The sequence below is a fragment of the Paenibacillus lignilyticus genome (genome assembly GCF_017942085.1).
Classification (GTDB): Bacteria; Bacillota; Bacilli; order Paenibacillales; family Paenibacillaceae; genus Paenibacillus_Z; species Paenibacillus_Z lignilyticus.
Genome location: NZ_JAGKSP010000006.1, coordinates 331,880 through 345,591 on the forward strand (window position 1 = coordinate 331,880; position 13,712 = coordinate 345,591).

Annotated in this window: 12 protein-coding genes; 10 read left to right on the forward strand and 2 right to left on the reverse strand. The window is 51.6% G+C overall.

Annotated elements, in window-relative coordinates:
- Positions 1-32 precede the first annotated feature (32 nt).
- From I8J30_RS17500 to I8J30_RS17535, 8 genes are all read left to right on the forward strand, one after another.
- Entirely contained in the window at positions 33-569 is a 537-nt protein-coding gene (locus I8J30_RS17500) for a hypothetical protein (RefSeq protein WP_210659887.1), read from the forward strand.
- Positions 562-2,082, forward strand: a complete 1,521-nt coding sequence (locus tag I8J30_RS17505) for an AAA family ATPase (RefSeq protein WP_210659889.1) — start codon at positions 562-564, stop codon at positions 2,080-2,082. The genes I8J30_RS17500 and I8J30_RS17505 overlap by 8 nt, the downstream gene beginning before the upstream one ends.
- Positions 2,083-2,218: 136 nt before the next feature.
- Complete coding sequence (locus tag I8J30_RS17510; protein ID WP_276316143.1) at positions 2,219-3,094, forward strand: 3-hydroxyacyl-CoA dehydrogenase family protein; 876 nt, start codon at positions 2,219-2,221, stop codon at positions 3,092-3,094.
- Positions 3,091-4,290, forward strand: a complete 1,200-nt coding sequence (locus tag I8J30_RS17515) for an acetate/propionate family kinase (protein WP_210659898.1) — start codon at positions 3,091-3,093, stop codon at positions 4,288-4,290. The genes I8J30_RS17510 and I8J30_RS17515 overlap by 4 nt, the downstream gene beginning before the upstream one ends.
- A 52-nt stretch (positions 4,291-4,342) precedes the next feature.
- Positions 4,343-5,638, forward strand: a complete 1,296-nt coding sequence (gene asnS, locus I8J30_RS17520) for an asparagine--tRNA ligase (protein WP_210659900.1) — start codon at positions 4,343-4,345, stop codon at positions 5,636-5,638.
- A gap of 24 nt (positions 5,639-5,662) precedes the next feature.
- On the forward strand, positions 5,663-6,511 hold the full coding sequence (locus I8J30_RS17525; RefSeq protein WP_210659902.1) for a DnaD domain protein: 849 nt from the start codon (positions 5,663-5,665) through the stop codon (positions 6,509-6,511).
- Positions 6,512-6,679: 168 nt separating this feature from the next.
- Positions 6,680-7,774: a CDP-glucose 4,6-dehydratase gene (gene rfbG / locus I8J30_RS17530; RefSeq protein ID WP_210659904.1), complete on the forward strand. Its 1,095-nt coding sequence runs from the start codon at positions 6,680-6,682 to the stop codon at positions 7,772-7,774.
- A gap of 181 nt (positions 7,775-7,955) precedes the next feature.
- On the forward strand, positions 7,956-8,435 hold the full coding sequence (locus I8J30_RS17535) for a Fur family transcriptional regulator (RefSeq protein WP_210659914.1): 480 nt from the start codon (positions 7,956-7,958) through the stop codon (positions 8,433-8,435).
- Positions 8,436-8,834: 399 nt separating this feature from the next.
- Here I8J30_RS17535 and I8J30_RS17540 read toward each other — a convergent pair whose 3' ends face one another.
- The gene (locus I8J30_RS17540; protein ID WP_338044883.1) at positions 8,835-9,587 is read right to left on the reverse strand and encodes an MBL fold metallo-hydrolase; all 753 of its coding nucleotides are present in this window, start codon (positions 9,585-9,587) and stop codon (positions 8,835-8,837) included.
- Positions 9,588-9,866: 279 nt separating this feature from the next.
- Positions 9,867-11,267, reverse strand: coding sequence for a hypothetical protein (locus I8J30_RS17545; RefSeq protein WP_210659916.1), 1,401 nt, complete (start codon positions 11,265-11,267; stop codon positions 9,867-9,869).
- A gap of 174 nt (positions 11,268-11,441) precedes the next feature.
- Here I8J30_RS17545 and I8J30_RS17550 point away from each other — a divergent pair, with 174 nt between their 5' ends.
- Entirely contained in the window at positions 11,442-12,209 is a 768-nt protein-coding gene (locus tag I8J30_RS17550) for a glycoside hydrolase family 73 protein (RefSeq protein ID WP_210659918.1), read from the forward strand.
- A 350-nt stretch (positions 12,210-12,559) separates the two neighbouring features.
- The gene (locus tag I8J30_RS17555; protein WP_240548133.1) at positions 12,560-12,892 is read left to right on the forward strand and encodes a DoxX family protein; all 333 of its coding nucleotides are present in this window, start codon (positions 12,560-12,562) and stop codon (positions 12,890-12,892) included.
- The last annotated feature ends 820 nt before the right edge of the window (positions 12,893-13,712 follow it).

The window sequence follows — 13,712 nt, forward strand, 5'->3', positions numbered from 1 at the left end:
GCAAATTGTTCGATGAAGGGGGCTTTTTTGCTATGAAAATACGTTTGCTTCCAGCCATTCTAACGGCTGTTATTTCCGCCGGATTGTTAGTTGGCGGCTGGTATATACACCGTAATGTGGCGACGATTGAACCGCTTGAACGAATCGTTGCTGAAACTCCGGGCGTTATAGAAGGAAAGCCAATTATAGATCGCAGCTCCGTTACGATAGATTTAAAGCTGGACCGTGATGCAAGTCTGCGGGACGTTTATGATACGATTGCAACGAAAGGCGACGACGTGATCGGCAAACGTGACCTGAAGCTTGATTTCCGTCATGACAACACGTCGAAGGAGCTCGATGGGGTTTGGTCCTCGATGCTCTTTGATATCGCGCAAGCCATGGAGCATCGCAATTATGCGGATATTCCGGCAACCTTGAAGCAAGTCCAGAACAAGTTCGCGGGCGTTACCGCGCAATCTGAGATGGACGATGTGAATGTTTATATCACATTGAAAGACAGCAAATCCGAGAAGCATATCGTACTGCCTCGTACGCCAAATACGTTGGGAGCGTGGCCGAATGTTTAAGTATGGGAAAGAAATGGCGATCGGCTTCGTGCCGATCTTTATCTTATTTCTGCAGTTTTTCGTTGGCGTGAACACGATTCCGCTCGTATTGCTTGCCGTGATTGTCGGCGGTTTACTGTTCATGGCGAAGACGCGCGGTAATCTGGCAACGGTAGGCGGCGGAAGCAGAGGGAAAGCCAGACCGCCAAAGCCGCTCTCGTTCGATCAAATCGGCGGACAGGACCGGGCGAAACAAGAGCTTGTCGAAGCGCTTGATTTTCTGATTCACGTGGATCAAATTTCGAAGTTCGGTATTCGACCGCTCAAGGGCATCTTGCTGACAGGTCCTCCGGGAACAGGAAAAACGCTTCTGGCGAAAGCGGCAGCCCATTATACGGATTCGGTCTACGTGGCCGCATCCGGTTCTGAATTCGTTGAAATGTACGTCGGTGTCGGCGCAAGCCGCATTCGTGAGTTGTTCAAGGAAGCGCGCCAGAAAGCGGCTAAACAGAACAAGGAAAGTGCGGTAATTTTCATTGATGAGATTGATGTTATCGGTGGAAAACGTGACGGCGGACAGCAGCGCGAATATGATCAAACGTTGAACCAGCTGTTAACGGAGCTTGACGGCATTCATACGTCGGATACGCCGCGAATTCTGCTGATCGGCGCGACGAACCGCAAGGAAATGCTCGATAGCGCACTGCTGCGTCCGGGCCGATTCGACCGTCATATCGCGGTTGATTTGCCGGATAAGAAAGGCCGCGCGCATATTCTCAATATTCACGCGCAGAATAAACCGCTTCATAGCGAGGAAGTAAACCTCGATAAAATTGCGGAGGAGTCCTTTGGGTTCTCCGGCGCGCAGCTGGAGAGCGTCATGAACGAAGCTGCCATCTATGCGATGCGAGAAGAAGGCGAAGTGATTAACCAACGTCATCTGTCCATGGCCATTGATAAAGTGATGATGGGTGAGCGCACGGATCGCGAAGCGACGCACGAAGAACGTGAACGGGTGGCTTTGCACGAATTGGGCCATGCGATTGCGGCAGAGCTTATTCGTCCGGGCAGTGTATCCCAGGTAGCACTGCTGCCTAGGGGACAGGCGCTTGGTTATGTGCGTCACAATCCGCAGCAGGATAAGTACTTGTATACCAAACCTTTCTTGGAAGGTCAGATTATGATCGCGCTTGGCGGAGCTGCAGCGGAAGAGATGTTCTATGGCGGACGCAGTACCGGATCCAGAGGTGATTTCGATCAAGCGATGAGCATCGTTCGTTCGATGGTGGAATCAGGTCTTACCGACCTTGGCATTATCGACAGCTCGATGATGACGCCTGACAAGTGGGCCGATGTGAACGGCCGTATCTTGAATGAGCTTATGGAACGCGTGAAGCGCATGCTCGAGAGTAATCGTGAAGTGTTTACGTCCGCACTTAGCGTACTGACTACTGAAGAAACGTTAAGCGGTGACCGCTTCCGTTCCTTACTTGGAAATGCGGTTCCGGAAGAACAGCTGCTCGCAGCGCAATAACGGTTATTATGACGAAGAAGGCGGAGCCATTCCGCCTTCTTATTTGACTGTTCCGCACCTCAAACGGACGCCGAGAGTCGTTTCTTCTTGGTTTAAAAAAATGTATAATAGACACAGAACTATGGAGGTGTGAAAGTTGACAGCGGTACGTAAAGCAGGCGTCGTTGGCGCCGGTACGATGGGGCAGGGCATTTGTGAAATGCTGGCCTTTAACGGTCTTGAGGTCTACATGGTAGAACGGGACCAAACACGGCTCAGTCATGCGATCTGCATGATTGAACAAAGCTTAGACAAGCAGATGGAGCGATGGGCGCTTACTTCAGCGGAGAAGAAGCTGGTTATGAACCGGATTCATCCCATGGCGCAGCTCTCGGATTTGGCCGAATGCGAGCTTGTTATTGAAACGATTACGGAGGATTTGGACAGCAAGCTGGACATCTTCAGACAGCTGGATCAAATTTGCGAGCCGCAGGTTATTCTGGCGAGCAATACGTCAACACTAAGCTTAACGGAGCTTGCAAGTGTGACCCATCATCCGGAGCGCGTAATCGGCATGCATTTCGTCTATCCGGTCAGCAAGACGGATTTGGTAGAGATCGTGCGCGGTCTTAGAACCTCAGATGAAACCTTCGAGCTAACCAAACATTTTGTTGAGGAAACGATACATAAGAAGGGCGTCATGGTGTTCGAATCGCCCGGCTTTGTCACCACGCGGCTCATTTGCCTGTTCATAAATGAGGCGCTTCACGTGCTTGAAGAAGGCGTCGCCTCGGCAGACGATATCGACAGCGCCATGCGGATCGGCTATTCGTTCCAGCACGGGCCATTCGAAATGGCGGACCGATTCGGTCTGGATGCGGTGCTTGCAGCACTTGAGCGGATGTTCCGAGAATATGGGGAGCTCAAATACCGGCCTTCCTTCATTCTTAAGAAAATGGTACGAGGCGGGCAGCTCGGCGTTAAGAGCGGAGCCGGCTTCTTCAGCTACGATAAAGATGGAGGCCGAGTATGATCGTTCTCGTTATGAATGCAGGCAGCTCTTCGTTGAAATATCAGCTGTACAACATGGAGGATGAATCGGTTCTTGCCCAAGGCCGCGTGGAGCGAATCGGCATGGATGATTCCATTCTGACCCATGAGCCGACAGGCGGTATTGAGGTGAATCGGGTTAGTGAAATTCTCGATCACAACGAAGCTGTCCGCAAAATGATTAATATGCTGACGCACCGTGAACACGGCGTATTGAAGTCGATCGATGAAATCAAAGCCGTCGGTCACCGGGTCGTTCACGGAGGCGAAAGCTTCAAGCAATCCACCCTCGTTACAGTTGAGGTAAAGAAAGAAATCAGACGTCTGTTCGACTTGGCGCCGCTTCACAACCCGCCTGCGATGATGGGAATTACGGCAGTCGAGCTGAACCTGCCGGATGTGCCGCAAGCGGTCGTATTCGATACGGCATTCCATCAATCGATGCCGATGGAGACGTTTCTGTATCCCATCCCGATGGTGCTGTACCGCCGCCACAAAATCAGACGTTACGGCTTCCACGGCACCTCGCATAACTATGTGAGTAAGCTTGCCGCCCAGAAGCTTGGCAAGCCGCTGAAAGAGCTGAAGATCGTGACCTGCCATATCGGCAACGGCGCGAGCTGCACGGCTATTCTGAACGGGGAGTCCTTTGACACCAGTATGGGCTTAACGCCGCTGGAAGGGCTTATGATGGGAACGCGGAGCGGGGATTTGGATCCGGCGATCGTGCCGTTTACGATGAACAAAGAAGAGCTGACGCTGAACGAAGTCAACTCTATGCTCAATAAGCATAGCGGACTTATGGCGATTAGCGGTATCAGCAGCGATATGCGCGAAATCGTGACCGCGATGGATGACGGCGATAAACATGCGAAGCTCGCTTTCGATATGTATACGTACCGTCTTCGCAAGTATATCGGTGCTTATGCGGCTGGCATGAATGGCTTGGATGCCGTCGTATTTACGGCCGGTGTAGGCGAGAATTCCGTTGCCGTCCGCAAAGCGGTCTGCGAGCAGCTGACTTTCCTCGGTATCGAGCTCGACGCAGAACGTAACGAAGAGCGATCGAAGGAAGTGCGTTACATTTCGAAAGACGGCTCGCGCGTCAGTGTGCTTGTCGTTCCGACGAATGAAGAGCTGTTGATTGCACGAGATACGTATGAGCTCGTGAAAGAATAGAGGTTTTATTGACTATTGATCTCCGTATAGACGGAAAGGACGGAAATGAACGATGAAAAGGTTAACAACGATCGGACAATTGAAGGATTTTGCCGGACAATCAGTATGGATTGGCTGCTGGCTAAACGGTAAACGCTCCAGCGGTAAAATCCAATTTCTACAGCTTCGCGACGGAACAGGTTATGTGCAAGGCGTTGTCGTAAAGAGTGAAATCGAAGAAACGATCTGGAACTCCGCGAAAGAATTGACGCAGGAGAGCTCCCTATATGTGAAAGGTATCGTGCGTGAGGAGCCGCGCAGCCAGTCCGGCTTCGAGCTGACCGTTGAAGATATCGAAATTATCCAAATCGCGCAAGACTACCCGATTACGCCGAAGGAGCATGGGGTCGACTTCTTGATGGATCGTCGTCACCTCTGGCTGCGTTCGCCGAAGCAGCGTGCGATTCTCGTTATTCGTGCCGAGATTATCCGCTCGATTCAGCAGTTCTTTGACGATCGTAACTTCACGCTCGTGGATCCGCCGATTCTGACGCCTTCTTCTTGCGAAGGCACGACGAATCTGTTCCAAACGAAATATTTTGACGAGGATGCTTACTTGACGCAAAGCGGTCAGCTGTACATGGAAGCTGCAGCGATGGCGCTTGGCAAGGTGTATTCCTTCGGACCGACATTCCGTGCGGAGAAGTCGAAGACTCGCCGCCACTTGATCGAGTTCTGGATGATCGAGCCGGAGATGGCATTCGTGGATCATGAGGAAAACTTGCGCGTGCAGGAGCAGTTCGTATCCTTCGTGGTGCAAAATGTCGTGAAGAATTGCCGCAAGGAGCTTGAGACGATTGGCCGCGATATCAGCAAGCTGGAGAACATCGTAGCGCCGTTCCCGCGTATTACGTACGATCAGGCGATTGATTTCTTGCAGGAGAACAAGCATGAAATTCAGTGGGGCGAAGATTTCGGGGCGCCTCATGAAACGGCGATTGCGGAGAAATACGATCGTCCGGTGTTCATCACGCATTATCCGGCGTCGTTCAAAGCGTTCTATATGAAGCCGGATCCGAACCGTCCTGAGGTTGTCCTTTGCGCGGATATGATTGCGCCTGAAGGTTACGGTGAAATTATCGGCGGCTCGCAGCGGATCGACGATCCGGAGCTGCTTGCAGAGCGTTTCGCGGAGCATGAATTGTCAACGGAAGCGTACCAATGGTACCTAGACCTGCGTAAATACGGCACAGTGCCGCATTCCGGTTTCGGACTGGGGCTGGAGCGTACAGTGGCATGGATCTGCGGCTTGGAGCATGTGCGTGAAACGATTCCGTTCCCTCGTTTGCTGTACCGTCTGTATCCGTAAGCGCAAGGGAAGGGAGGACGAACGGTGAAAACCGAAATGTGGAAGGCCTACGCACGCGGAATGGCCGCCGCCATGAACGGCGGCGGCGTCGTGGTGCCGGCCGGTCTGCTCCGGGCTTATCGCGGCGTCGGGCTGACGGACACGGAGATGCTGCTTATGCTGCAGCTGATGACGTACCGCCAAGTCGAGGGCATCGATTTCCCGACGCCGGAGCAGCTGGCTGAGCGGCTTGGTATATTGCCCAATGCAGCGCATCAGCTGCTTAGCCGCTTGATGAAGGAAGAGCTGCTCGCCATCGATGAGGAAATCGATCCGGTGAGCGGCATGCAATTCGAACGCTACAATTGGAACGGCTTCATCATCCGCAGCGCGGAATGGCTGGCCGAGGAGGCGCGCTTGTCGTTCGAAAACGAACGGGAGCTGCAGCGAGGTACTGCGGGCGTTGGAGTTGGCGTTAGTTCGGGAGCAGGCTCCGGAGCCGGGAGGGCTTCGGGATCGGGTTTTGGAGCGTCAGGCGGTTATGTTGTTGGCGGAGCGGGTTCCGGCGCTGCGGCAGTTGGCATCGGCAGTTCGCATGGCGGTACCGACATCGCAGGCGAGTGGCCGAAGCAATCGGATTTATTTTCTGTATTCGAGCAAGAGTTCGGCCGCCCGCTGTCCCCGATGGAATGCGAGACGATCAGCGCATGGGTGGACCAAGATCGTTATCCGGACGAGCTGATCCGCTTCGCTTTGAAGGAAGCCGTCTTCGCGGGAAAGCTGCATTTTCGCTATATCGACCGCATTCTTATCGAATGGAGCCGCAATCGGGTGACCAACACCGATGAAGCCAAAGCACATACTCAGAAATTTCGCGGTGGCCGCGGGTCTTAAGGACCTGCGGTTTTTTTTGTTGTTGGTGGGGCGATGGAGGCGAAAGCGGGAGCTTGCTCGATGGGCATGCTTATCCGCAAACGAAATGGGGAGAAGTTGCATAAGCTGTTGTCATAGCTGTGGGAGTAGGCTTCACCCTAGGAAAGCGGAGAGGATGACAGGACAGCGATGCCGGATTATTCGTTTTGGCAAGGTAAACAGGTGTTTGTGACGGGGCATACGGGGTTTGTGGGAACGTGGCTTTGTTTATGGCTGCACCGTTTAGGTGCGGTTGTTACAGGATACAGCGATGAATTGCCGACTACGCCATCGATGTACCGCCTGTGCGGACTTGAGCACATCATACCGTGGACGCGAGGCGATATACGGGATTCCGAGAAGCTTACGGCCGCGCTGAGGGATGCAAAGCCGGAGGTGGTGTTTCATCTGGCGGGGCAGTCGGAGCATCAAGGCAAGCGCAGCACGGTTGAAATCTTCGATGTTAATGTCGCCGGGATGGCTGCGCTGCTGGATGCGGTGCGGATCGTACACGAGGATCACCCGATCCGCGCCGTAGTGGCCATGACTGCGGCGGATTGTTACGCGCCGCGCGATTGGGTGCTCGGCTACCGCGAAGCCGATGGCCTCGGCGGAGCGGAGCCCGGCTCCGCGAGCAAAGCATGCGCGGAGCTGGTCGTGTCCTCGTTCCGGCGCGCATATTTCGCCGGAAGTGCCGACGGGCCCGCGGTTGCGACCGTCCGCGCGGGCCATCTCATCGGCGGCGGCGACTTCGCCAGCGGCCGCCTCGTGCCGGACTGCGTGCGCGCCGCCGCCGGGGAGCGCGCAGCGCAGCCGGACGTGCAGCCGCGGCCGAGTGGCTTCCGGCCATGGCTGCACGTGCTTGAGGCGCTCGCGGGCAGCCTCGCGCTCGCGCAGCGGCTGTTCCCGCCCGGCGGCGGCGGAGACTTCGCCGAGGCGTGGAACCTGGGTCCGCGCACATGCGAAGCGCGGACCTCGGCCTGGCTGGCCGAAGCGCTGCGCGCTCGCCTCGGCGGCAAGCAGCCTGCGCCGGCGCCTTCCGGCGGGGCGGCGGGCCAGCGGCAGCAGTCGGATGCGGCGCCGATGCTGCTCGACACGACGAAGGCCGCTTCCCGCCTAGGGTGGCGGCCCCGGTGGGATGCGCAGCAAACAGCCCAGCATACGGCGGACTGGTACGCGGCCTGGATGCAAGGCGCGCCGATGCGCGATATCAGCGTATCGCAGATTGTACAGTATGAAACTTGACGATTGGCAGCAAAGAGCAGCCCCTGGGCTGCTCTTTTGCGAATGGAGTTACTCTACCGAATGGGGGAAATTGCGCAAACGGGATGAATTTCGAGCGAAATATGCTAAACTAAGGGTATCACTTCCGAAATAGCAGCTGCAGGCAGCGTGAACCTTCGGAATATTGGAAGGACGTTTATCGATGTCAGAACTTCATTCCCATACTCATTCCCATTCGGATGCTCATAAATCGCAAGATACGGTCAAGCAAATGATTGAGATCATGTCGCAGAGCGGCTGGCGCATTACCGAGCAGCGCCGAGAGCTGGCTGAGATCTTCGCCAAGACTGAGGGATATTTGTCTCCGAAAGACGTATACGATCATATGTCGCGCGCTTATCCAAGCGTGAGCTTCGATACGGTTTATCGAAATTTGCGCCTGCTGAGCGAAATGGGAGCGCTGGAGCAGTTTTATTTTATGGATGGGGGCTTAAAGTTCCGTGTGAGCTGCCTGTCCCATCATCATCATCACTTAATTTGCATCAATTGCGAGAAAACGCTCACGTTTGAATATTGTCCGATGGATCAATCGATCGATTTGCCGGGTTCATTCAAAATTATGAATCACCGATTTGAAGTCTATGGCGTGTGTGAAGCCTGTCAACGGGAATCGGGTACATGATGGTCATGTATCCGGCTCCCGTTTTTTTATAGTGCTGCGCTCACGGCAAGCGTCACAGCACGCTGTAAGCGGAATGTGCCAGCTAGAGCCACAATTTGATGGCTTATCGGCTGTTAGGAGCCGTTTCCCCGCGATAACGCCGGGTTCCACGATTCTAACGAATCGTGCAGGCCGTATTCCGCCTATTTTAGGGGCTTCAGAAATCTAACGAATCGTACAGGTCTTATTTTGGGAAAAACGACTCCCATTCACTTAAAAACCATCCATTAGGGCTCCTACGATTCGTTAGCATTTATTTGGGGTAAAATTGGGGCAAATAAGCCCTGTACGATTTGTTAGCATTTATTTGGGGCTAAATTGGAGCAAATAAGTCCTGTGCGTTTCGCTGCTATAAAATATTTAACCAATCAACGCTTGAAGCTGGGCTTGGACATCGCCACGGAACTGGCCTCCGTGATAGGAGATGATTTGGTCAATTGGATACGCCGATAATTGCACCAAGGAACGCAGCGCCGCTTCGTTGTCGACGTTTAAACGTGAATCAGCAATCCGCAGCACGCCTTCATGAAGGATGAGAGCATCCCCGGCAATGAAAGTGCGGCTTGGCTGATGATACAGACTAATGTGACCAGGGGTATGACCGGGAGTGTCAAGGATAATTAAATCGTCGAATGAAGGCAGCCTGTCACCATCCTCATAGCCGATTAACTGCGTGACATTCGCTTTAGGCGGATGCTCAAGGGCATGCCGAAATGCTTGACGTTTCTCTTCAGGCACCTCAGGCGGGAGCGAGCGAACAGCTTGGTCAATGGCGTCTTGAGAGATCTTGATCAGCATCCTCTCTCCTTGAATATAAGGCTGTTCCATGCGTGATGCCCATACGCCGAGTGTAGATGGGGAAGTTTGAATGAGGGATGGAAGACTTCCGATGTGATCGATATCTTGATGCGTAATGATGATATCGGTCAGCTGCTGAAGGGAGAATCCGTGCTCCTTCAATGCTTGTTCAATGAGCGGCAGTTGACCGGGGTAGCAGGTGTCGATCAAGACTGCCTTGGACTCGTTCCATAGGAAAGTGGGGTGTAAGGTATCCTGTCTTCCCATAACGATAGCGGTGATCTCAAGCATTGCAATTCCTTTATCGATAAGCACGTATATCCCTCCAATAGGTTTGGTAAGGAGTATCATATCGAAAGAAAATACGTTTGTAAATAAATATTTTATTATATCACAATTTATACAATAAAGTCAATATAAATATATTTTTGATTATGAATATAGTGAAATTATCCCATATGAAAAAGGCATAACCAGCTCACCAAAAGCCGGTTATGCCTTTTTGCTTACACAGCAAACATCACTGCGATGCTTTACAATTCACTTCAAATCACCACGATGTTATTCGCTTACACCATTCACATTACGATACGCTTACACGATGAACATCGCGACGATCGTCGTCACTGCGAGGCCGAATAAGACCGGTTTCAAGTTGCGGCGGGCAAGCTCGAACGGATCTACGCCGCAAATAGCCGCTGCGGGAATAAGTGCCCACGGGATCAAGGTGCCTCCGCCTACCCAGATGGCCGCTACTTGCCCTAGTGCTGTGAGCGTTGCCGCGCCGGAGCCGATTGCGGATGCGAAGAGCTGAGCAATCGAACCGGCAAGCGATATCCCAGAGAAACCGGAGCCATCGAGGCCGGTAATGGCGCCGGTGACGGACAGCGTAACCGCCCCGATGGCTTGATTAAGCGGCACATGATTGGCCAGTGCCACCCCCAAGTCATTCACAATGCCATGTGATCCTTCTGGCAGCCCGCCGCCGAACAGGGTTGTAAACGCCGAATCTCCCAAGTAGAAGAATGCCGCAATCGGAATAACGGGACCAAAGACTTTGAAGCCAAACTGAAAGCCCTCGATGAGGTACGCTGTCGTCTGCTCCAATCCCTTGTTGCGATGTGCCAGCATCGTGACGAGGATGAGAATAAACACGGCCGTGCCCCCGATTAATGCCGTCGCATCGCCTCCTTGGAGATTAAGCACGAACATCGCGATGACATCGACGATAAACAACAGTGGAATCAGGATCGCAAGCGTCTTCTTCCACTTCATCGGCAAGCTGACACGATCTTCAGCTATCGCATTGACGGGATTCGTACCAGCGGCAATAAGTCCGTCTTTCCATTTGCCTGTGCGCATATCTCGGCGCATCAGCCAGAAGGCTGTAAGGGTGGTCACAACTCCCATCACAATGACAAGCGGTACGCTGGCCTGCATGACACTCGTAACGGATAATCCGGCCGCATCGGCGGTCAGCTTCGGCGCGCCTTGAATGATATAATCGCCGGATAATGCAATGCCATGACCGAATAGGTTCATCGCCATCGCTGCACCTAGCGCCGGAAGTCCGACGCGGACGGCAACGGGCAGCAATACGGCTCCGATTAAGGCAACGCCCGGTGAAGGCCAGAAGAACCACGAGGTCACCATCATTATTAATCCGATTCCCCAGAAAGCGAGAGCCGGGGTGCGTAAGAAACGTGTAAGCGGTTGGACCATGACTTCATTGATGCCGGTAATAATCAAGATGCGACTCATCGCAACGATGATCGAGATGATGAAGATCGTGCCGAGCAGCTCTTTTGTTGCATAGATAAAGCTGTTAAAAACGCCGCTCACCGAAGCGCTTAAGCTTTCCGTTGCGATTAGGCCAAGCGCAAAGATGCCGACCACACAAACGAGCGTCGTATCCCGTCTTTTGATCAGCACACCTAGAATAAATACGATAAAGGCAAGATACACCCAGTGTAATGGAACTAACTGCAATTCCACCAACCATCACCCTTTCCAGCGGTTGTTGCCTACATCGTATGCAGGCCGCTTACTGGGCGTTCGTCATGGTTATCGCATGGGTCTGGGACGATTGACGGTAGCCAAGCAGATGCGAATCTCATATAAATAGTAATAGGTTGCGAGTTCGAATCGGTAGGGAGGTGTCGGGTTTAGATGGACAAACAATCCTTTTTTGAACTGCTGCTCCCGGTTGTAAAACGGATTTACGCGGAAGGCTCACCTGTTTTCCCATCCGTACGGTTAGCCCAGAGCTGGCTCGAAACAGGCGGCAATATTCCGTACTGGAATAACCTTGCGGGTTATAAAGTCGGGGCCGGCGTGCCCAACGGATATTGGAAAGGCGCAGTGGTGGATAAACGAACATGGGAAGTCATTGACGGTAGACGAGTTACGGAGACGGCGACATTTCGTGCATATGATAGCATTTATGATTTCTATAAAGACCAGGACTTGTTGTTCGCACGCAGCCGTTACGATCGGGTGCGATTGGCTAAAACGCCGTTTGAGCAGGTTCGAATGCTGCTTGCCTGCGGTTATGCGACAGATCCCGCTTATGCGGATAAATTGACGGCTATTATCAAAGGGAGCAACTTAACGCAATATGACAACAAGAACAGGGAGGATGAACCGATGACTGCAGAGGAGAAGAAAGCATTCGATGAGCTGCAGAAACTGACCTTGAAACTAAAGTCGGACAATGATCAACTCAAAATCGCGCTGCTGGATCAGACGAATGCATTAAAAGAGCTGCAATTATGGGCGCTTAAAATCGATGCCAGCAACGAGATGGATGCCGTGCCTGAATGGGCAAAAGATGCTGTTACTGCTGCGGTGAAAGCTAAATTAATCGATACGCCAAATGGCGGCAGCTATGACTTTTACCGTTTATTATCCGTGCTGTACAGGAAGAAATTGATTTAACGATGTATATATCCGCCTGAACTGGGCATTCTTAAGATATCGGCGTCGCGAGATGCCGTAGACAACCGCGGAGAAGACTTACGTTTCCCCATAAGCTCTTCGTCCGGTTTCTCCTCTCCCATGAAAGGGGCCCCAGCAATGGGGCCCCGGATTTTTTTCACCCTAAAATACAGCCTTATCTGTTAAACCGCGATGACAATTCATCGTGGTTTTTTTGTTGTCTCGCTGTCTCGTCTGCTCGTTACTCGAATTCTCCTTGACGAAAATAAATCCTAATGATAGGATAATATTAATCCTAACAATAAAATAAATAATATTAGGGTAAAATAGAGTAGAGGGAGAGAGTAAAATTGTTTTCAATCATTCTTCAAATTGTATTAGGTTTAGGATTTCTGCTGTTTGGATTTATGAAGTTCGGATCGCAAATGGCGGAAGAATTTAAGCGCTATGGATACCCGGCAGGTTTTAGGGTATTTACGGGTCTGGTTGAAATTGTCATAGCGGCAATACTTATTTGCGGGCTTTGGTTTGATGAACTGGCAGCTTGGGGTGGTATCTTAATCGTTGTAACGATGGTAGGAGCCATAGTTACGCATCTTAAAGTGAAGGATGCAGCAAACAAAATGATGATGCCCATCCTTTTATTGATTCTTGGAATCATTGTACTAGTAATCAATATTTGATCCTTATAGGTAAAGGGTTTAATGGAATATAACAGGCTGTACTATTCAATAGTACAGCCTCTTTTTTTGTTCTGCGCCAAGGTCTGAATACGGATAAGTTGGAATATTTTACCTTGTAGATCAAGGGAGCTCATAGCGCATGCTCTGTATGCCCGTCTGTTGATTTCCATCATGCAATTTTATACCGAACAACATAGCAGCATTGCCGGTAATGAAGCGGAAGAAATGAATAATGTTTGTTTATAGTTAGCGTGTACAAAATAATGATCAGATCCATGATGCCGATGCACTTGATCATTGGAGCTACGAAGCCGTCGACATAAGCCAAAACTCAGGATAGCTATCGGTGGATGCTATGCTTTCAAATCAGGAGTTAATGGGGGCAGAAAGATATACGAGCAATAGGAAGAAAAGACAAAGAGATGCAGCGAATTGTGCCAGAACTGATGGGTCTGTCAAATTCGCAGCGGTGCGATTCCTGATGGCCTCGGCATTTGCTCACTGATCGTCCGGATAAATTCCGGAACAATTCCGTCCACTCCCATGGAAGCGGATGAACTTTTTATCAAGCACGGGTCATGTTTATTCTCTGTCTCCGGACATGCGAAAATCGCTATATATAATGAAGAAACTTTTTTGAGAAAACGCGTTACAGTAATAAAGCTACACTCCGTATATGCGTTGAAGTGATAAAGCTACCTAAAAAGTCGCAGAAATCCTATGAAATTGGTTCGCATCACCGTCTTAATAAGGTATGATCAACTTATTGGCATGACTAGGAAATACTCCGATTAATGCAGGATAAAGGGGGAGCTTGAAG

Coding starts and splice junctions, on each gene's coding strand:
- I8J30_RS17500 (WP_210659887.1), top strand. CDS start 33: ATGAAAATACGTTTGCTTCCAGCCATTCTAACGGCTGTTATTTCCGCC.
- I8J30_RS17505 (WP_210659889.1), top strand. CDS start 562: ATGTTTAAGTATGGGAAAGAAATGGCGATCGGCTTCGTGCCGATCTTT.
- I8J30_RS17515 (WP_210659898.1), top strand. CDS start 3,091: ATGATCGTTCTCGTTATGAATGCAGGCAGCTCTTCGTTGAAATATCAG.
- asnS (WP_210659900.1), top strand. CDS start 4,343: ATGAAAAGGTTAACAACGATCGGACAATTGAAGGATTTTGCCGGACAA.
- rfbG (WP_210659904.1), top strand. CDS start 6,680: ATGCCGGATTATTCGTTTTGGCAAGGTAAACAGGTGTTTGTGACGGGG.
- I8J30_RS17535 (WP_210659914.1), top strand. CDS start 7,956: ATGTCAGAACTTCATTCCCATACTCATTCCCATTCGGATGCTCATAAA.
- I8J30_RS17550 (WP_210659918.1), top strand. CDS start 11,442: ATGGACAAACAATCCTTTTTTGAACTGCTGCTCCCGGTTGTAAAACGG.